Raw genomic sequence first — 18045 nt, 5'->3', positions numbered from 1 at the left:
AACGGTAGAGCAGCCCGACGCGGGAATGACCGTTTCAGCACTGCGGCACCGAAGCACCCCTACGGATCCCCGGCGGAGGCCATGGCGGGGCTCAGCCTTCGTCGGCCACCTGCTCAAGTGCGTTGAGCAGCCCCTCCACCAGCTCCTGATGAACCTGTCGTTCGGTACTGCGTGACGGGCTGGACAGTACGATGCCCTTCGCCTCGCCCAGAGCGGTCGGACCGGCTCCCAGCAGCTCCCGCGTGATGATGATCGAGTCCATTACGCTCACCCCTCGCGTGCGCAACAGCTCCTGCACGGCGTCCATGTCCGCGGAACTCAGCAACGGTCTGCACTCGGCAGTCAGCGAAGTGACCACTGCGACCCGCTTCGGATCGAGCCCCTGAAGCGACATCGTCCCCTCCCCCTCGTCCCGTCCATCCGGGGAGTCAAAGCACCCCGCCAACGCCGCGCCTCAGGGTCGCGAGCCCGGACACCCGGTCCCTAGCTCAGCACGAGCTCCCCCAGCTCCTCCAGCCAGTACCTCACGCGGTGCCACCGGCTGCAGAACCGCTTGGGCCGCCCCCAACGCCGCTCGTCCAGCGGCCTTCGGCACTGCTTGCACTGCTTCACCCGCGTCAGTCCGTCCCCCATGACCACGACCCTAGCCCCGGTCCCGCCCACCCCGGCGCCGGCAGGGGCACCTGTGGGGAAACGGTGACGAAGGCCCGCCGTCGGGCGGGCGGGGCGGGGCGGGCGGCGCCGGCCGTGACTGCTGCCGCCCGCTCGCCCGCCCGCCCGGATTCCGCCGTTCAGCTCTTGCGGGCCAGCGGCTGACCGGCGAAGCTCACCCCGGCCAGGCCATGGGCCAGGAGGTTGCGGATGTTGCCGTGATCGGTGTCGTCCGGCGTCGCCAGCACCTTGCGGTAGTGCTCACCGAACGCCAGCAGCGCTTCCTCGTCGGTCAGACCCTCCAGCAGCGCCAGCCCCAGCGTCTTGCAGGAGCCCTCGTTCTCACCCGCGCCGTTCTCCAGCTCCCCGTTGCGGAACGCCTGCGGCTGGTAGTCGTAGTGCGCGGCGACGAAGGCCAGAGTGTCGGCGAACTCGTGCTCACCAGACGCAAGGCTCGCCCGCAGCGAGTTCAGGTCCGTCATGTCGGCTCCCTCGGGTAGAACAGACGATCCGATCGCCGTCCGTGACCGGAAGACCATACCCCCCTCGGAGCCGACCGCCGGGAACCGCGCCACATGTCGGGACGAGCGGCATCCCCGCAGGTCACGGCACGTGCCCGCGCTACCGCCTCTTCCTCAACGCCTCGGGTGCCCTCTCCACCGCGGTCAGCAGGCCGAGGGTCTGGCCCTCATCGAAGATGGCCTCGTGGTCATCACCGCCGAGCATCGTGCGGTTGATGGCGACGGTAGGAGTGCCCGGACCGTTCGATTCACCGCCGAGCACCTCGTACGCCTTCTGCGACGCGGAGACGAAGGCCTCGTACTTCATGCCGGAGACCGCCGCGTCGAAGGCCTCGCTCCGCAGCCCCGGCACCTGCTCGGCAAGGCTCAGCAGCCGTTCCGTGGTGTACCCGCCGGACGCCTCGACCTCCTCCTGGTGCTCCAGCAGAACGCCGTGCAACTCGCTGAACTTCTGCACGTCGAGGGCGGCCCGCAGGGCGTTCACGGCCCGCTTGGACCCGTCCCCGCCCAGGGAGCCGTCCTTGAAGGAAGCCAGGGTGTATTCGGTCAGCGTCCTGCGCTGGAGGGTGTGGGCGCGGATCGCCTTCGCGCCACTCGCCTCGAAGTCCGCGACGACGGGGCACCGGGGGTCCTCGACGAGCCGGACGACCGTTGTGGCCTCCGGATCCCCCACCGCGATCGTCGTGCCGTCGTCCAACAGCACCTCGGGAAGCTCCGCGGTCGCCGCATAAGCCGGTCCGGCGGGCTTCCGTTCGAGCACGTCGCCGTCTGGCAGCATGCGCGGCACGACGACGATCGCACCCGCCGCGATGGTCACCCATACCGCTGCGTAGGCCAGCTTGCTCCGATGCTCGGCGCGCATCTTTCCCCTCCCCCTGAACCGCGCACACTGTAATCGCCCGAGGCGGGATGCGAACACTCGTTTCATCCGGACGGAGACGCTCCGGCGAACGGTCCCTCGGACCCTGAAACCACCAGCTCAGGAGACGGCTTGCTCCCAGGCCCGGCGGATGTCGGCCGGGATGCGTCCTCGCGCGGGGACGTCGTAGCCGTTGGCCCGGGCCCAGGCCCGGATGGACGCGGTGTCGACGACCGCCGACTCCGCTATGGGCCTCGGTTTCCACAGGACGGGGCGTGAGGGGGTGAAGGCGGGGGCTTCGTCGAGGAGGCCGCGGGGGAACTGGGGGACCCTGGTCCGGCCGGTGAGCACGGAGCCGAGGAACCCGGTGAGGGGGCCGTCGTACGTGAACCACCGTGGGCCACGTGCTTCGTTGACGGCGATGTGCCACCGGTCGGGGTCATCGACCGGATCGGTGATCCAGAAGATCCGCTCGCCGTTGCCCGTGCCACCGACGGCGAAGAGCCGGTCCGGGTCGTGGGGGACCGGAAAGGTTCCCGTGGCGACGTCGTTGCGCAGGTCCGCTCGGACCCTGGCGGGTACCGGGCCCGTGAGGTTGGAGAACGGGGTGACCCCGTGCGGGTGGTAGACGTGGACGTACTCGCAGAACACACCCGGGCCGTACAGGTCGGCGAGCTGCTTGTAGTCCGCGGGCAGGGCCATGCCCAGTGCGGATTCGACGGGCTGCCAGGCGATGCGCAGACCCGGCCCGGGCGGCGGGCAGAGCCGTCTGAGGGTGGTGAGGTCGGTCACCGGACTCCTTGTGCGTGCCGTTCCTGCCGGGCGGCGGGGGCGGGGTGGTCGGGGAGGGGGTGCGGTCACACGTCGCGGCGCCTCACGACGAGCACGGCGAGCGCGACCGTGATCAGCGGCCAGAGTACGTACACGGTCCAGGAACCGGCGACCGTGGCGGTGTACCCCAGGGAATCCGGATCCGGCTCCCAGTTCTGGACCAGGCGGTTCCAGGCGGCCGACACCAGCGCGTGCTTGATGTCGGCCGACCACCGGCTGCTCTCCGAGAACATGGTGGGCAGCATCAGCAGGGTGAAGACCGCGGTGACCATGGTCCCGGCCGTGTGCCGGAGCAGCACGCCGAGGCCCAGACCGACCAGGGCGCAGACCGGAGCCAGCAACGCGGATGCCGCCAGCGCCCGCAGCACCCCGGGGTGGGTGATCGTGACGCCGGCGCGGTGCCCGTCCAGGAGGGCCTGGGAGACCAGGAAGGAACCGGTGGAGGCGGCCGTGCCGGCCGCGGTCCACAGCGCCGCGGTGACGGCCGCCTTGGCCAGTACCACCGAGCCGCGGGCGGGGACGGCCATGGTGGTGGTGCGGATCAGCCCGCTGCCGTACTCGCTCACGACGGTGAGGGCGCCCATGCTGCCGGCGACGAGTATCAGCGTCCAGTAGCCGGCCGGCGGGTAGGCGTCGTAGGGCCGGAAGCCGGCGGGGCCCGAGAGCGCGGCCCTGTCGGCCAGCGTGGCCACGGCGGTGGCCCCGATGACGAACAGCACGGTGAGGCCGATCGCCCAGGGGGTGGAACGCAGGGACCGCAGCTTGATCCACTCGCAGGCGATCAGGTCGCCGAAGCGTACGCGCGGTTCGGCGGAGCCGATGGGGACCCCGATGGGGACGGCAACGGGCACGGCCGGCGGGGCGGAGTCGCGTGTGGTCACCGGGTTTCTCCTGCCTGGTATTCGACGCTGTCGGCGGTCAGTTCCATGAAGGCCGCCTCCAGCGAGGCGGTGCGGGGGGTCAGTTCGTCCACCCGGATGCGGTTCTCGAAGGCGAGCGCCCCGATCCGGTCCGCCGTGAGCCCGGTCACGGCGAGCCTCACGGCGCCCGCCGAGCCCGCCGAGCCCGCCGAGCCCTCCGGCTCGACCGAGGCGGCGCCCGCCGCCCGCAGCACCGCCGCCAGCTCCGCGGCCTGCGGTGTCCCCACCACAACGCCGCGACCCCTGCCGCGGGCGGCGAACTCCGCCACCGACTCGGCGGCGACGAGCCGGCCACGGCCCACGACGACCAGCTGGTCGGCGGTGTTCTCCATCTCCGACATCAGGTGGCTGGAGAGGAAGACCGTACGCCCCTCCGCGGCCAGGCGGCGGAACAGCCGGCGCACCCACAGCACGCCCTCCGGGTCCATGCCGTTGACCGGCTCGTCGAACACGAGCACGGGCGGGTCGCCGAGCAGGGCGGTGGCGATCCCCAGCCGCTGCTTCATGCCGAGGGAGAAACCGCCGACGCGGCGCCCCGCCGCCTCCGCCAGCCCCACCTCCTCCAGTACCTCGCCCACCCGCCGCCGCGGGATGCCGTTGCTGCGGGCCAGCGCCGCCAGGTGGGCGGCGGCGCTGAGCCCCGCGTGGACCTGGCCGGCGTCCAGGAGCGCGCCGACGTGCCGCAGCCCGCGCGGGTGGCGGCGGAAGGGGACGCCGTCGACGGTGGCGGTGCCGCTGGTGGGGGCGTCCAGGCCGAGGATCATCCGCAGGGTCGTGGACTTGCCGGCTCCGTTGGGGCCGAGGAATCCGGTGACCCGCCCCGGCCGCACGGTGAAGGACAGCCCGTCGACGGCGGTCCTGCCGCCGTAGCGCTTGGTCAGTTCGTTGACTTCGATCACGGCGACCACACTGCCCGGACGATCCCGGCCGGACATGGGGCCGTGGACGGCAACCACGCCCCGGGCATTGGCCCGTGGGCGTACGTCCCCGGGCCGATGCCGGGCGGGCGGACGCCGGTTAGTGTCACCGCGTGAACCCCGTAACGATCACCACGCCGCCCGAGCACCCCGCCCCACCGGGCCCCGTGGACACCCTGGCCTGGGTGGGCGGCGCCGGCTACCTCCTCGCGGTGGGTCTGCTGGTGGGGGGCGCGCCGCGGGCGTCGGGCACGGTCCACGCCGTCGGCGCGCTGCTCGCCGTGAGCCTGCTCGCCGGCCTGCTCCGGCAACGGCCCCTCCTGGCCCTGGCCTTGGCGCTCTTCGGATCCACCGCCGTGGTGGTGGGCACTCCGGACTCCGTCCACGAGGACCTCGCGGTCTCGTTCCAGGGCCAGTTCCTGTCGTACCTGGCGGCCGACCTCGTCCTGGGCTTCGTGGTCGCCACCCGCACGCGCCGGGCGTCCACGGTCGCCGTGACCGTCTCCCTGGCCGTACGGCTCCTCGTGACCGGCGGCTTCGCGCACGGCGACAACCTGACCGTCAACGCCGTGATCGGCCTCCTCTCGATGGCCGCGTCCTGCACGGTCGGCCTGCTCGGCCGCGAGCGCCGCGAGCACGCGGCGGCGCTGCGCGCACGGGAAGTCGCCGAGGCCGTCACCGCCGAGCGGCTGCGCATCGCACGGGAGCTGCACGACATGGTCGCGCACAGCATCGGCGTCATCGCCATCCAGGCCGGTGTGGGCAGCCGGGTCATCGAGACCCAGCCGGCACAGGCCCGTGAAGCCCTGCGCACCATCGAGGCCACCAGCAGGGAGACCCTGTCGGGCCTGCGGCGCACGCTGGTGTCGCTCCGCCGGGCCGACCGGGACGGGGCCGCCCCGGAGCCCTCACCGCTCGCCCCCTCGCCGGGGCTGGCCGACCTCCCACGGCTGGCGGCGGCCACCATGGACGCCGGGGTGCGCGTCGACGTGCACCACGACGGGGAGCCGCGCCCGCTGCCGGCCGACATCGACCTGTGCGCCTACCGCATCGTGCAGGAGGCGCTGACCAACGTGGTGCGCCACGCCGGCACCGGGGCCTGCCGGGTGGCCGTCGAGTACGGGGGCGAGGAGCTGTACGTGGAGGTCGTCGACGACGGCCGGGGCGCCGCCGGTAACGGCCCGGGCCACGGCTTCGGCATCATCGGGATGCGCGAGCGGGTCGGCCTGCTGCGCGGCCGGTTCAGCGCCGGACCGCGCCCCGGGGGCGGCTTCCGGGTGGCGGCCCGGCTGCCACTGCCCGAGCCCTCCGGGGCCGCGCCCGTGCCGGCAGCCGCGCCCGCAGCCGCGCCCGCCGGGGTCCAGGTGGAGGCCCGATGACCATCCGTGTGGTGCTCGTCGACGACCAGCCGCTGGTGCGGTCCGGCCTGCGCGTGCTCATGGCCGATCACCCCGACCTGGCGGTCGTCGGCGAGGCGGCGACCGGCGCCGAAGCGGTCCGGCTGGTCCGGGACACCGACCCCGACGTCGTGGTGATGGACATCCGGATGCCCGGCATGGACGGGATCGAGGCCACCCGCCTGATCACGGCCGGACCGGCGGCCGCCCGCGTCCTCGTGCTGACGACGTTCGACGAGGACGAGCACGTCTACGGCGCCCTCCGGGCCGGCGCCAGCGGCTTCGCGGTCAAGGACATGGCCCTGGACGACATCCTCGCGGCGATCCGCGTGGTCGCGGCCGGGGACGCGCTGATCGCGCCGGGCGTGACGCGCCGTCTGATCGCCGACTTCGTCGGGCGCCCCGAACCCGTCCCGGAGCGTCCCCCGCGGACCGTCCAGGGCATCACCGAACGGGAACGGGAGGTCCTGACCCTGGTCGGACGCGGCCGGTCGAACACCGAGATCGCCGACGAGCTCTTCATCACCGTGGCCACCGCCAAGGCGCACGTGTCCCGGCTGCTCGGCAAACTGGGCGCCCGGGACCGGGTCCAGCTCGTCATCACCGCCTACGAGACGGGCCTCGTCGCCCCGCCCCGCGCCGCGGACGGGGGCGGGGGCCGTGGGGTCTAGAACACGGTGACCGTGAAGGGGTTGTCCGCGTAGCTGCCGTTGAGGTCGTACGTGTAGACGGTGACCGTGTCCGGGCCGCAGAGGGCGTTGGGCGTGGTGCTGAAGCTGCGCCGGTTGGAATTGGGCAGCTCCACGTGGACCACGCTGAACGCGAGGTTGACCTCCTCGCTGACGTTCACGCAGTACCTGCCGGTGTTGACGTGGCGCACCCAGTCGATGTTCTTGGCCCGCTGCAGCACACCGGAGGCCGTTACGTCCGCCGCGGCCTGGACGTAGGGCGAGGTGATGGGCCTCGGGTCGGCCGCGGCGGCGCCCGCGGGCACGGCGAGCGCGGCCGTGACGGCGGCGGCGGCCGGCAGGACGGACAGGAAACGGATCATGGGACTCACAACTCCCGGCGACGGCGTCCTGCAGCGGGGTGCGGACGATCCCCTCACACTCGGCCGGTACGCGCCACCGTGCGTCCGCCGCGCCGACCCGCGATCGGCCGAACGGGGCCGAAAGTCACCCGTGTGGCCCGGCGAGCCCGGGTGCGCCGCGGCGGTCCGGCCCCCGGGAGCGGTCCCGGGGAGCGGTCCGGGGCGGGCCGTTCACCCGGGGAGGCGCGGCGGGGACCAGTCCGCGTGGCTCAGGACGGCCCGGACCGTCGCCTTCGAGGGAGCCAGCCGCAGCGCGGTGTTGCGTACGGCGAGCGCCAGGGGGCCGGTCAGCTGCTGGCCCATCCGCCCGGCCCGCCGGGCCGCGCGCGCCACGGCCTGGCTCCGGGGCCGCCGGGCGGCGTCGTACCGGGCCAGCGCCGCCGGGAGGTCCGGGCCGGCGGCCAGCTCGGCGGCCAGTACGACCGCGTCCTCCAGGGCCTGGCAGGCGCCCTGCCCCAGGTGGGGGGTCATGGCATGCGCCGCGTCGCCGAGCAGCACCGTCCTCCCCGCCACGAACGACGGCAGCGGCACGGCCAGTTCGTGGACGTCGTGGTGGAGCACGTCCTCGGGGCGGGTCGCGGCCAGCAGCTCCGGCACCGGCTGGTGCCAGGACGCGAAGCGGTGCCGGAGCACGGCCAGCGGGTCTTCGTGCCGCAGTCCGGCCGGGGCGTTGAGGACGGCGTGCCACTCCGCCCGGCCGTCCGCGAGGCGGATGTGCCCGAACTCGGCCCCGGGCCCCCAGGTGAGCGCGAAGTCGGTGCCGGGGTCCACCGGTCCGGCGGTGACGGCGCGCAGCGCGGTCGAGCCGCTGTACGCCGGCCCGGGATGGCCGGGGAAGAGGCCGGCCCGGATCCGGCTGCGCACGCCGTCGGCGGCCACGACCAGGTCGGCGGCCGCGACCAGGTCGGCGGTCGGCGTGCCGGCCCGGCCCGGGTCGCGGAGCTCCTCGAAGGTCACCTCCCTGCCGGTCACCAGCCGGTCCGCGGGCAGGGCCGCCCGCAGCAGGCGGTGCAGTTCGGACCGGTGGATGCCGGCCATCGGGTCGCCCAGGGCCCGCTCCAGCGCGGCGCCGTCCATCCGCGAGAGCCACCGCCCGTCGGGGGTGCGGGTGCCGCCCGTGTACTGGGGGCGCGAGGCCGCCCGTACGGCCTCGCCCACCCCGAGGGCGTCCAGGGCCCGCAGGCCGTTGGCCGCCAGCGAGATCGCCGCCCCCGCGTCCTCGTGGACGGCGGCCCGCTCGAAGACGGTGACCCGCCAGCCCGTGCGGTGCAGCCCGATCGCCGCCGCGAGCCCGCCGATGCCCCCGCCGACCACCACGGCGCGCCGGGCCGGCCGGCACCCCGTCCCCGTCCCGTCCGCCTTCATCCCCATCCCCGACCCCGTCCTCTTCTACAGCTGTAGAAAAACCTGGGGCGCAGCATACGCCCGTCTTCTACAGGTGTAGAAAGAGGGGGTGAGCGAAGAACGACGAACCGTCCTGGCCGACGCGGCCATCGAGGTACTCGCCGACGCCGGCATGCGCGGCCTGACGCACCGCGCCGTGGACCGCGCGGCCGGACTGCCGGACGGCACCACATCCGCGTACTTCCGGACCCGCGCCGCCCTCCTGACGGCCCTCGTCCGCCGCCTGGTCGCCCGTGATCAGGCCGAACTCCAGGCCGCCGGCGAGGCGGCCCCGGCGCTGCGCACGCCCGCCCAACTGGTCGAGGGCCTCGACGCCCTGAACCGGCGCCGGCTGACCGGCGAGGGCCGGCGCCGTTCCCTCGCCCGCTACGCCTGCGCGGTGGAGAGCGTGCGCGACGCGGAGCTGCGCGAGATCCTCGTCCCCCGCGACAACGCCGGCAGCGCAGCCGTACGTGCCTTCCTGGCCTCCCGCGGCGTAGCCGACCCGGACGCCCGCACCCGCACCCTGCTGGCCTGCGTGGACGGCCTCCTCCTGGACCACCTGCTGAACGGCACCACCCCCTCCCGGGACGCCCTGGAGGGCCTGGTCGCCGCCGCCCTGCGCTGAGGCTCCCGCCCCGCCGGGGGCGGCCGGCACCGAACGGTCCGTCAGCCGGTGTACTTCGTACCGTCGAAGGAGTACGGGAGATTGGACTCGGCCGCGACGGACACCTCGCCCGCGGCGCCCGCGGACACCTTCAGCACGGTCAGGCCCATGATGCGCTGGGTGTACGAGGCCCACGGGATGTCCGTGGTGCCGGCCCAGCCGCTGCTGCTGAAGGTCGTCGACCGGCCGGGACCCATCTCCGTGTACACCTTGCTGACCGCCGTGCAGGCCACGAGTGCCCCGCCGTCCGTCGTGCGCCAGACGGGGCCGTGCGAGCCGCGGTTGACGTCGACGCCGAAGTCGATCTTGGCGCCCTTCCCGAGGGAGGTGCGCATCCTCTCCAGCTGCGCGGCGGAGGCCGCCTTCCGCTTGACGGCGTCCTGGCTCCACTTCACGCCGCCCGCGCCGGCGTCGGCGTACATGTAGTCGCCGTACTGCCCGCAGACCTTCGCCGGGTCGGCCGCCAGCCCCGCCGTGTCCCCGCCGGTGACCGCCCGGCCGTCGGGCCCGACCGCGACCTGCGGCAGGTCCGTCGGCTCGGGGGCACGGGCGACGAGGGCCGCGAGCCAGGGCGCACCCGCCTTCTGCTGGTGGAACAGCGACCAGCGCAGCACGGCCTCCTTCCCGGAGTCGCCGACGGTGTAGCCCTGGACCTCGTGAGCGCCGAGGATCCACCGGTCGCTGCCATCGTCCTTGCCGGTGCTCCACGTGTGCACCGCCGGGTCCGTCGCGGGGGAGTCGGCGGGCCTCGGCTCCCGGTCGGTGCCGTACTTCTTGGCGGTCTCCACGACGGCGAGCTGCTGCTCCAGCAGCGGGCCCTCGGTGACGCCCTTCCAGTACCCGGCGTCGAAGTTGTCCGCCTCGACCTTCAGGGTGACGTCCTTGACGACGCCCCGCGCCTCCTCCTGCGACAGCGGCGGCACCTTGACCGGGGCCGGCGCGCTGCTCGTCGCGGGGCCGGCAGCGGGCTTCGCCGCCCCGGCCGCCCGCTCGCCGGTGCCGGGGCCGCCACAGCCGGCGGTGGCGGCCAGGGCGAGGACGGCGACCAGGGCCGCGGGTACGGGCAGGGGTATGGAGCGTCTCATCGGAATCTTCCCTCGGGAGCGGTGCGAAGGCCTGATCATGCACGACGCCTCCGACACCGCCTGACCCCGGCCCCCGGCCGGCGCCCGGGACGTGTACCTCAGGCGCCGCGCGGCCCCGCCCCCCGGCCGAGGCCCCGGCACGCGTCCAGAAGGGCGATCAGGGAGCGGGACGGGGGACCGGGCCGGACGGCGAGGCACGTCACGACGGTCGGCGCGGGGGAGGTGAAGGGGCGGAAGGCGACGTACGGAGCCGGCTGGATCCCGGCCTGGGCGGCGTAGTACACGGTCCAGGTGCGGCGGCCCGCGGCGATGGCGGCCAGGGTGTCCTGGTCGTTGGTGAACGGCGGCCCCAGGACCGGCTCGAAGCCCGCCGCCCGGCAGGCCGCGGTCACGGCGTCCACCAGCGGCGGGTTCTCCTCGCGCGTGGCGATCCGCAGCGGCATCCGGGCCAGCTCCGCCAGGGCCACCTCGGCCGCCGCGGCCAGCGGATGCCGCACTGGGAGGGCGGCGACCAGCTCCTCCTCCCACAGCGGCAGCAGCTCCAGCCCGGGCACGGGCTGCGCGCCGCGCACGAAGGTCGCGTCCAGCTCCCCGTCCCGCACCTGCCGCAGACGCGCCGCCAGCGGCGGGCCGGCCAGCTCCACCAGCAGCGCGGGCGCACGCTCGGCGAGACCGGCGAGCAGCTCCTGCAGCCGAGGGCCCAGGCCGGTACTGGTACCCACCCTCAACGTGGCGGCCCGCTGCGCACGCAGCCCGGACGTCGCCTCGGACAAGGCCCGCTCGGCGTCCAGCAGGGCGCGCGCGTGGGGCAGCAGCGCCTGCCCCGCGCGCGTCAGCGTCACCGTCCGCGTCGTGCGGTCGAACAGCTCCAGCCCGAGCTCCCGCTCCAGCCGGCGGATCTGCTGGCTGACGGTCGGCTGCCCGACGTACAGCCGCTCGGCGGCACGCCCGAAGTGCAGCTCCTCGGCCAGCACGGCGAAGTACCGGACCTGACGCAGCTCCACGTCCGCCCCCGCCTCCCGCCCCCGCCGTCCGCCCCACTCATCATGATCATCAATGAGTCTAAGCGCGGATCACGCATTGGCCCCAGCGCATCCCTCGACTGGAATGACCTCCGACCGACACACCACAGCGGCACCGGAGCCACGGGGCCGCCGGAGGAAAAGGGCACCGCCATGGCAACCGCAACCGCAACCGCACACGTCAACGGAACGAGCCTCCACTACGAGGACCACGGCGCGGGCCGCCCCCTCGTCTTCCTGCACGGCTGGGGCACCAGCGGCCGGGTGTGGGACGCGCAGACCGCCGACCTGAGCCGCGACCACCGCGTGATCACCCTCGATTCGCGCGGCTGCGGCCGCTCCGCACGGCCCACGACCGGCTACACCATCGCCGACGCCACCCACGACACCCTGCAGTTCCTGGAGACGCTGCGTCTCAAGGCACCGGTGCTGATCGGCTCGTCCATCGCCGGAGCGTTCGTACTGGAGGCGGCGCTGGCCGCACCGCAGCGGATCGGCGCGGTGATCCCGGTCGACGCCGGGGTGCACCACTTCGCGACCGCCGCCGGCATGCGGCAGGCGACGGCCAGGATCCTGTCCGGCCTGCGGGCGGACCGCGCCGCCACCCTGGCCGGCTTCGTCCCCCACTGGTACCGGCCGGGGGCGGAGCCCGCCCTGATCGACGGGACGGTGCGCCAACTCCTGCACTCGACCCCCCTGATCGACGGCCTCGTCACCGACCAGGCGGCCTACGACCCCCGCCCCCGCCTGCCCCGCATCCGCGTGCCGGTCCACTTCCTCCACGGCGAACTCGACACCGAAGTCCCCCTGTCGGTCCCGCGGGAGTGCGCGTCACTGATCCCGGGAGCCCGGCTCACCGTGATCGAGGGCGCGGGCCACATGTCCCAGCAGGACCACCCCGAACGCTTCAACGCGGCCCTGCGCGCCGCCCTGCACGACCGGACCGGGGCGCGGTAGACGGCGCCCACCCGGGCGGCCACGTCGAGCTCACCCGGCTGAGCGCCGTGCGGGCCCGCCGACCGCACCTGGACCGCCTGCCCGACGGCGGGTTCGTCGTCGCCTGCTCACGGAAACGTCCGTCGAGCCGACGGACGCCGGCCTGCTCACCCTGCCCGGTGGCGGCCTTGCCCCGGGCCGCCGGCGGGCCGTCGGCCGCGGTAGCCGGATCTACGTCCAGGCCGAGCCGTTCACCGAGTGGGGCGCATTCGACCTCGGTGGCTGATACCCGGCACGGGACCGGAGCCGGGGTGGTGCAGCCCACCGGGAAACCGATTCGCTGCCGTTCGGGTGCATGGACCACACTCGTCCGGTGGATACGCGTCGCCCCTGCCCCTGCTGTGGTCATCTCGTCTTCGATGCCGAAGACGGGTGGCCCGGTTCCTATGCCACCTGTCCGGTCTGCTGCTGGGAAGACGACCCGGACCAGTTCCGCTGGCCGTTCAGGCCGGCCGGCTCCAATCGATGGTCGCTCGCCGAGTCCCAGCAGAACGTCCGGGCCTACGGCGCCTGCGACCAGCGCGGCCGGCGGTTCGCCCGGCCCCCGGCGGAGGACGAACCCCTCGACCCGAGGTGGCGCCCGATCGACCCGGCCACCGACTTCTTCGAGGACTCCACGGACGGGGCTCCCCGCCCCTGGCCTGACGACGGCTCAGTCCTGTGCTGGTGGCTCCCGTCGTTCTGGGGAATTCCCGAAGAGCCCCCGCACGATCCGACCCTGGAGGTGGTGATCGACGTCGGCTCGGTGCGCAGCGAGCGTGACCTCCACGAGGTCCTCAAGCGGGAGCTCGGTTTCCCGTCGTTCTACGGCATGAACTGGGACGCGTTCCGGGATGCGGTCACCGGTCTCGTGAAGCTGCCCGCACGACTGCGCTTCGTCCACTGGGCCGAGTTGGAACTCCGAGTACCACTGGCTGCGACCACGCTGAGGGAGCAGCTGGACGGCTACGACGAGACGGTCCGCCGCCTCGCCGTCGCCTACGAGCGGTAGGGGCGGCCAAGGTTACCCACCCTCCGCGAGCTCACTCGCGAGCACGCCGACGCAATGCGCCGAGCACTCACCCGAGCCGAGGCCACCGACGAGCAAGCACACGAGCGTCCACCGTCCAGTCGGTGAGAACAGGGGTCAGATTCCCTCGTGGTCTGCTGCTGAGGCCCAGCGGCGGATGTGCGGGTCGGGATGGGACCGGGCGGATGCGAGCGTGGTGTCGAACAGTTCGCGCATGGACGGCGGGTATGCCGCCCGGGAGGCGGGCAGGTCCAGCAGGACGCGGTGACGCATCCGCAGATCGGTGGCCTCGGCGAACACCCGCATGCACGCCTCCAGCCACGCGGCCCTGACGTCCCGCGACGCGTCCAGAGCGGGATCACGCACGCCACCTGGGCCGTACGCGGGGGACCGGTCCGCGCGCAGGGGCACATGGGCGCAGTACCAGGCCCGTACGGCACCCGCTCGCTCGGCATCCGTGCCGGTCTCCAGGTACCCGACCAACGCCGCCATCACGCGGCGGCGCCCGAAGGCGTAGACCGCCGGCTCGACGAACCAGCGGCAGAAGCTGGGATCCGGGTCGTACACGGCCGCGGCCATCAGCGGGGCGAACAACTCGTCGGGCAGACTCGCGCGTTCGAGCAGGGGCTTGCGTACCGCATGGGACAGATGGCGGGCACGGGCATCGGCATGGTCGTCCGGCTTCACAGGTGCGTCCTCGACGCCCATCAGGCGGGCCACCTCCGTCGCACAGGTCAGGAATGAACGCGGTTCGATGCCGCTCTGCTCGTCTTCGGCCACGGAAGCATTCTGGACGGCCCAGCCCGCCCTGACGCGAGCCTCCCGGCGGTGCGGTGCTCAACGCGGCACACGAGGCAGCGCGCCGGCGCACACGGGGCGGGTGCGGGCGGCGTAGGAGCGGGCGGCCACGACGAGGCCGGTGCCCAGACCGGCGAAGGCCAGGCCGCCGAACTCGGCCATCCAGGTGATCCCCGAGCCGGTGGTGAACGGCGGGGAGGGCGGGATCTGGGGCAGCACGCCGACGGCGGTGAGCGGGGCCATGACGACGAGGACGGCCCCGTACAGCGTCAGGGGAACGCCGGTCAGCCAGGCCGGGATCAACGGCAGCAGGCGCGGGACCCGCCGCCCGGCCAGGACCACCGTCCAGCGCGGGAACACCTGCCCCCACGTGCACAGCAGCGCCAGCAGCAGGAAGAGCCCGGCCATCGCGGCCAGCACGGTCACGTCGACCCCCACCGACGCCGTGGCCTTCGCCGGCCCGGAAGCGCCGGCGCCCGTGATCCTCCGCCAGTCCTCGCCCGCCACACCGAGCGCGTCTCCGCCCAGCGTCCAGACGGTCTTGACCCCCGCCCACGGCGCGAGCCCGCCCACCAGCACGCACACCGCGACGCGGGTCCGCCCCGATGCCCGGGAGGCGGCCGGGTGGGCGAGCGGGCCGTCGGCCGGGCCGTCGTGCGGCCGCCCGCATCGCGGGCAGTCTCCGCGCAGCCGCCGGTGACAGGACAACCCGACGAGGAGCAGCAGGGCGGCGCCGGCCGTGTTCAACAGCACCTGGGCCAGCCCGGTGGCGCTCTCGACCCCCGAGAGCGTCGCAAGGGTCACGAAGTGGACCGGCAGCCCGACCGTCCCCACGGCGAACACCGGGAGCGCCACGCCGAGCACCGTCGCCACCCCGGCACGGCCGGGCCGGGCGAGGCTCCGCGTGCTCGCCAGGCAGGCGGCGCCGGCCAGGAGGGCGAGGGCCGCCAGGAAGAGCTGGACCTCCTGCGCGTACGCGGAGTGCTCCTTCCACGGCACGCTGGTGCCCGTCAGCGCCCAGGTGACCTCGACGGCGGCGTACGCCACGCCCCAGGACGCGGCCGCCACGGGCGCCCACACCGGCCACCGCCGCCACCACGGCACCGACCCCGACCCCGGGCCTGCGGTCCTTCCGGCCGGCGGCCGAGGTACGCCGCCCGTCTCCGAGTTCGCAAGAACGACCACCGTGACCCCCGTCCATCCGGATTGCAGACGCTCCAAGACTCCGCGTCACCGGCGCCGGGCACATCCCTCCCACGGATCACGCGGCTTCCCCCGCGCGGGGGAGCCGGAGGCGGACCACCTTTTTTCCTTCTGGGAAAGAAGGTGGTACTTTCCTCATGAGAAAGTACTCGGAAGACCGAGGACCGAAGACCGAAGACCAGGGACGCCACCCATGACTGCTTACGACGCCCAGACCGCCCTCGACGCCATACGCCACCGTCAGGAGCAGACGTTCAACGAGTACATGCGCCACGCCTACTCGCGTCCCTATCTGCTCGTCTCGGCCCTGGGCCTGTTCGCCGTCTTCTCGTCCTTCGACCTGCCGAACCCCTGGAACATCGCCGCGGTCGTGGCGGGGAACGGCCTGGCCGTGGCCGGGCAGTTCGTCCATCAGCGCCGGGCCCCGGTCCGCCGGAAGCCCGTCGGCTCGGAGGTGCTGTTCTACGGGGTCCTGGTGGTCCTGATCCTCGTGGTCTTCTGGGCGGTCGCGATCGCCGCCTACTTCCTCGGCCTGCCGGCCCGGCACACGATCGCCGCGGCCGTCACCGCCCTGGCGGTCGTCGTCAGCTCGTACGCGCTGCGCCCGTTCGTCGAGAACCTCGTCCGCAGGAACGGCCACCGCTGATGGACCCCGACTTCGACGAGTTCCTGCACGTTCCGGCGCGGCTCTCGGTCGTCGCGCTCCTCGCTCCGGCCGACTGGGTGGAGTTCGGCTTCGTCCGGGACACGGTGGACACCAGCGACTCGGCCCTGTCCAAGCAGGTCTCCGCGCTGGCGGACGCCGGGTACGTCGAGGTCCGCAAGACAAGGAACCGCACGGGACGCCACACCCACCTCCGCCTCACCCCGCACGGGCGCCAGGCATTCCAGCGGCACGCATCGGCGCTGGAGAGGATCGTGTCGGCGGCACGGATTCCCCTGGAACCTCTGGAACCTCTCGACCCTCCGCAATAGACGGAAGAACGGGGGCGGAGTGGGACGCCGCCTGAGCACGAGCACGAGCGCGAGCACGCGCCCCCCCCCGCAGAGCCCCTACGGCACCTCCGGAGCCACCCCGGGGCGTTCGCGCCAGAAGGCTCCGGAGCCGGCGCGGCGCAGCAGCATCAGGACCACTCCGGCGCCCGCCAGGAACAGCGCGATGACCAGCGGGGCGCCCAGCCCGAACCAGGCGGTCGAACTGGAGGCGTTGGCCGGATCGGCCATGTCGGCGACGGACTCGGCCAGCAGCCAGATCAGCATGGCCGAGCCGAGCAGCGGGCCCGCGCCGAGCAGCAGGAAGGGGCCCGGCCCCCGCAGCAGCCGGCGCCGGTACCAGACGGCGCAGGCGATGCCGGTGAGGGCGTAGTAGAAGGCGATGAGCAACGACAGGGCCGTCAGGGAGTCGGCCAGGGCGTTCTCGCTGATCCGGTGGATGACGACGTACCAGACGACCGCCGTGCCGGTGACCCACCAGGTGCTGGTGGCCGGCGTGCCGCGGCGGGCGTCTATGTGGGCGAAGGCGGCGGGCAGGGCCTTGCGGCGGGCCATGGACAGGGCGGTGCGGGAGGCCGGGATGATGGTCGTCTGGGTCGAGGCGAGGGCGGAGGTGGCGACGGCGAGGAGCAGGATCCAGTCCCAGCCGCCGAGCACCTCGTGTGCGAGCGCGGCGAAGACGTCCTCCTCGGCGTCGGCCTGTCCGGCGAGGTACGCGGTGCCCGCGTAGGCGACGACCGCGAAGGCCACGGCCACGTAGGTCGCCAGCAGGACCACCGTCGACCAGATGCCCGCCCGGCCGGGGGCGTCGGCGGGGTCCTTGGTCTCCTCGGTCAGGTTGACTGCGGATTCCCAGCCCCAGTACGCGAAGACGCCGAGCAGCAGGCCGCCGGTGAGCGCGGAGCCGCCGGCCCCGAAGGGGTCGAGCCAGCCGACGGCCGGGCGGACGGCGTCCAGGGATCCCGTGCCGGCGTACACGCGCCAGACGGCCACGGCCGCGAACACGACGAGGCAGAGGACCTGGACCAGTACGAGCGCGTTCTGGAAGCGGGCCGACACCTCGGTGCCGCGTACGCAGAGCCAGGACATGAGGAGGATCAGCACGACGGTGAGGGCCTCGCGGACCAGGGTGTTGCCGGCCAGGCCGTCGGCCCCGACGGCGAGCAGGCCGAAGCCGACGGCGACGTCGGCGAGCGAGCCGACGACGAGCACCCCGGTCATCGCGATGGCCCAGCCGCCCAGCCACCCGGTGGTGGGGCCGAGGGCGCGGGTGACCCAGGAGAAGGTCGTGCCGCAGTCGGGGTCGGCCCGGTTGAGGAAGTGGAAGGCGGAGGCGATCAGCAGCATGGGGACGAAGGACGCGAGCATCACCCCGGGGGCGTGTACGCCGACCAGGGCGACGAGGGGGCCGATGACGGCGGCCAGCGAGTACGCGGGGGAGGTGGCGTTGAGGCCGATGGCGAGGGAGTCGAGGAAGCCGATCGCGTCGGGCTTGAGGGCGCCGGCCGGGGCCTGTGCCGTCGCAGTGCCGTTCCCGCCCGGTATCGGGGGCGCGACGGTGGCCGTGGAGGCCCGGGGGGTGGTTTCCGGCGGGGTGTCTGCGGCCATCGTCCCTCGCTGTACTGGTGCGTGTGCGGGCCGCGCCGTGACGTGACGGGCGCGGTGTGAACGGGGGGTGAACTGCGAAGAGGAAACCCGCCCGG

Annotated in this window: 21 protein-coding genes; 7 read left to right on the top strand and 14 right to left on the bottom strand. The window is 73.7% G+C overall.

Translation table 11 applies throughout. The features are described 5' to 3' along the window. Positions 1 to 91: 91 nt before the first annotated feature. From AC07A6_RS14525 to AC07A6_RS14495, 7 genes are all read right to left on the bottom strand, one after another. Positions 92 to 394, bottom strand: coding sequence for a hypothetical protein (locus tag AC07A6_RS14525; protein WP_478777327.1), 303 nt, complete (start codon positions 392 to 394; stop codon positions 92 to 94). 89 nt (positions 395 to 483) lie between these two features. Beyond that, positions 484 to 633, bottom strand: coding sequence for a hypothetical protein (locus AC07A6_RS14520; RefSeq protein ID WP_241253675.1), 150 nt, complete (start codon positions 631 to 633; stop codon positions 484 to 486). 158 nt (positions 634 to 791) lie between these two features. Then, complete coding sequence (locus AC07A6_RS14515) at positions 792 to 1133, bottom strand: HopJ type III effector protein (RefSeq protein ID WP_478777326.1); 342 nt, start codon at positions 1131 to 1133, stop codon at positions 792 to 794. A gap of 139 nt (positions 1134 to 1272) precedes the next feature. Next, positions 1273 to 2034: a DsbA family protein gene (locus AC07A6_RS14510; RefSeq protein ID WP_478777325.1), complete on the bottom strand. Its 762-nt coding sequence runs from the start codon at positions 2032 to 2034 to the stop codon at positions 1273 to 1275. Positions 2035 to 2151: 117 nt separating this feature from the next. Further along, complete coding sequence (locus AC07A6_RS14505; RefSeq protein ID WP_478777324.1) at positions 2152 to 2823, bottom strand: Lsr2 family DNA-binding protein; 672 nt, start codon at positions 2821 to 2823, stop codon at positions 2152 to 2154. Between the two features lie 65 nt (positions 2824 to 2888). After that, positions 2889 to 3743 carry an ABC transporter permease gene (locus AC07A6_RS14500; protein WP_478777323.1) on the bottom strand — a complete coding sequence of 285 codons (855 nt, stop codon included), beginning with the start codon at positions 3741 to 3743 and terminating at the stop codon, positions 2889 to 2891. Then, positions 3740 to 4681 carry an ATP-binding cassette domain-containing protein gene (locus AC07A6_RS14495; protein WP_478777322.1) on the bottom strand — a complete coding sequence of 314 codons (942 nt, stop codon included), beginning with the start codon at positions 4679 to 4681 and terminating at the stop codon, positions 3740 to 3742. Before AC07A6_RS14495 ends, AC07A6_RS14500 begins: the two co-directional genes overlap by 4 nt. A gap of 131 nt (positions 4682 to 4812) precedes the next feature. Here AC07A6_RS14495 and AC07A6_RS14490 point away from each other — a divergent pair, with 131 nt between their 5' ends. Further along, on the top strand, positions 4813 to 6078 hold the full coding sequence (locus AC07A6_RS14490) for a sensor histidine kinase (protein ID WP_478777321.1): 1266 nt from the start codon (positions 4813 to 4815) through the stop codon (positions 6076 to 6078). Next, positions 6075 to 6767 (top strand): response regulator, encoded by a 693-nt coding sequence (locus AC07A6_RS14485; RefSeq protein WP_478777320.1) that lies wholly within the window; start codon positions 6075 to 6077, stop codon positions 6765 to 6767. The genes AC07A6_RS14490 and AC07A6_RS14485 overlap by 4 nt, the downstream gene beginning before the upstream one ends. Here the strand turns inward: AC07A6_RS14485 and AC07A6_RS14480 are convergent. Then, the gene (locus tag AC07A6_RS14480; RefSeq protein ID WP_386271862.1) at positions 6764 to 7147 is read right to left on the bottom strand and encodes a hypothetical protein; all 384 of its coding nucleotides are present in this window, start codon (positions 7145 to 7147) and stop codon (positions 6764 to 6766) included. The two genes, AC07A6_RS14485 and AC07A6_RS14480, sit on opposite strands and share 4 nt — an antisense overlap. Before the next feature lie 210 nt (positions 7148 to 7357). Then, a complete protein-coding gene (locus AC07A6_RS14475; protein WP_478777319.1) occupies positions 7358 to 8557 on the bottom strand; it encodes an FAD-dependent monooxygenase in 1200 nt (399 codons plus the stop codon). Positions 8558 to 8639: 82 nt separating this feature from the next. Here AC07A6_RS14475 and AC07A6_RS14470 point away from each other — a divergent pair, with 82 nt between their 5' ends. Beyond that, on the top strand, positions 8640 to 9197 hold the full coding sequence (locus AC07A6_RS14470) for a TetR/AcrR family transcriptional regulator (RefSeq protein WP_478777318.1): 558 nt from the start codon (positions 8640 to 8642) through the stop codon (positions 9195 to 9197). 41 nt (positions 9198 to 9238) lie between these two features. On the opposite strand, the gene AC07A6_RS14465 is transcribed toward AC07A6_RS14470, so the two are convergent. Further along, positions 9239 to 10321, bottom strand: coding sequence for a DUF8094 domain-containing protein (locus AC07A6_RS14465; protein ID WP_478777317.1), 1083 nt, complete (start codon positions 10319 to 10321; stop codon positions 9239 to 9241). 98 nt (positions 10322 to 10419) lie between these two features. After that, positions 10420 to 11325, bottom strand: coding sequence for a LysR family transcriptional regulator (locus AC07A6_RS14460; protein ID WP_478777316.1), 906 nt, complete (start codon positions 11323 to 11325; stop codon positions 10420 to 10422). 171 nt (positions 11326 to 11496) lie between these two features. Between AC07A6_RS14460 and AC07A6_RS14455 the strand changes: the two genes are divergently transcribed. Together AC07A6_RS14455 and AC07A6_RS14450 are read left to right on the top strand one after the other, a co-directional pair. Next, positions 11497 to 12300 carry an alpha/beta fold hydrolase gene (locus tag AC07A6_RS14455; RefSeq protein ID WP_478777315.1) on the top strand — a complete coding sequence of 268 codons (804 nt, stop codon included), beginning with the start codon at positions 11497 to 11499 and terminating at the stop codon, positions 12298 to 12300. A 352-nt stretch (positions 12301 to 12652) separates the two neighbouring features. Then, positions 12653 to 13330, top strand: a complete 678-nt coding sequence (locus AC07A6_RS14450) for a CPCC family cysteine-rich protein (protein WP_478777314.1) — start codon at positions 12653 to 12655, stop codon at positions 13328 to 13330. A gap of 135 nt (positions 13331 to 13465) precedes the next feature. Here AC07A6_RS14450 and AC07A6_RS14445 read toward each other — a convergent pair whose 3' ends face one another. Both AC07A6_RS14445 and AC07A6_RS14440 read right to left on the bottom strand, forming a co-directional pair. After that, positions 13466 to 14128 carry a hypothetical protein gene (locus tag AC07A6_RS14445; RefSeq protein WP_478777313.1) on the bottom strand — a complete coding sequence of 221 codons (663 nt, stop codon included), beginning with the start codon at positions 14126 to 14128 and terminating at the stop codon, positions 13466 to 13468. Positions 14129 to 14185: 57 nt separating this feature from the next. Beyond that, positions 14186 to 15214, bottom strand: a complete 1029-nt coding sequence (locus tag AC07A6_RS14440; RefSeq protein WP_478777312.1) for a hypothetical protein — start codon at positions 15212 to 15214, stop codon at positions 14186 to 14188. A gap of 328 nt (positions 15215 to 15542) precedes the next feature. Between AC07A6_RS14440 and AC07A6_RS14435 the strand changes: the two genes are divergently transcribed. Together AC07A6_RS14435 and AC07A6_RS14430 are read left to right on the top strand one after the other, a co-directional pair. Next, positions 15543 to 15995: a hypothetical protein gene (locus tag AC07A6_RS14435; protein ID WP_478777311.1), complete on the top strand. Its 453-nt coding sequence runs from the start codon at positions 15543 to 15545 to the stop codon at positions 15993 to 15995. Next, entirely contained in the window at positions 15995 to 16324 is a 330-nt protein-coding gene (locus tag AC07A6_RS14430; protein ID WP_478777310.1) for a winged helix-turn-helix domain-containing protein, read from the top strand. The genes AC07A6_RS14435 and AC07A6_RS14430 overlap by 1 nt, the downstream gene beginning before the upstream one ends. Positions 16325 to 16402: 78 nt before the next feature. On the opposite strand, the gene AC07A6_RS14425 is transcribed toward AC07A6_RS14430, so the two are convergent. Further along, a complete protein-coding gene (locus AC07A6_RS14425; RefSeq protein WP_478777309.1) occupies positions 16403 to 17950 on the bottom strand; it encodes an APC family permease in 1548 nt (515 codons plus the stop codon). Positions 17951 to 18045: the final 95 nt, after the last annotated feature.

This window comes from Streptomyces sp. NPDC044002 (genome assembly GCF_056434525.1).
This window is presented reverse-complemented; position numbering and strand designations above follow the sequence as displayed.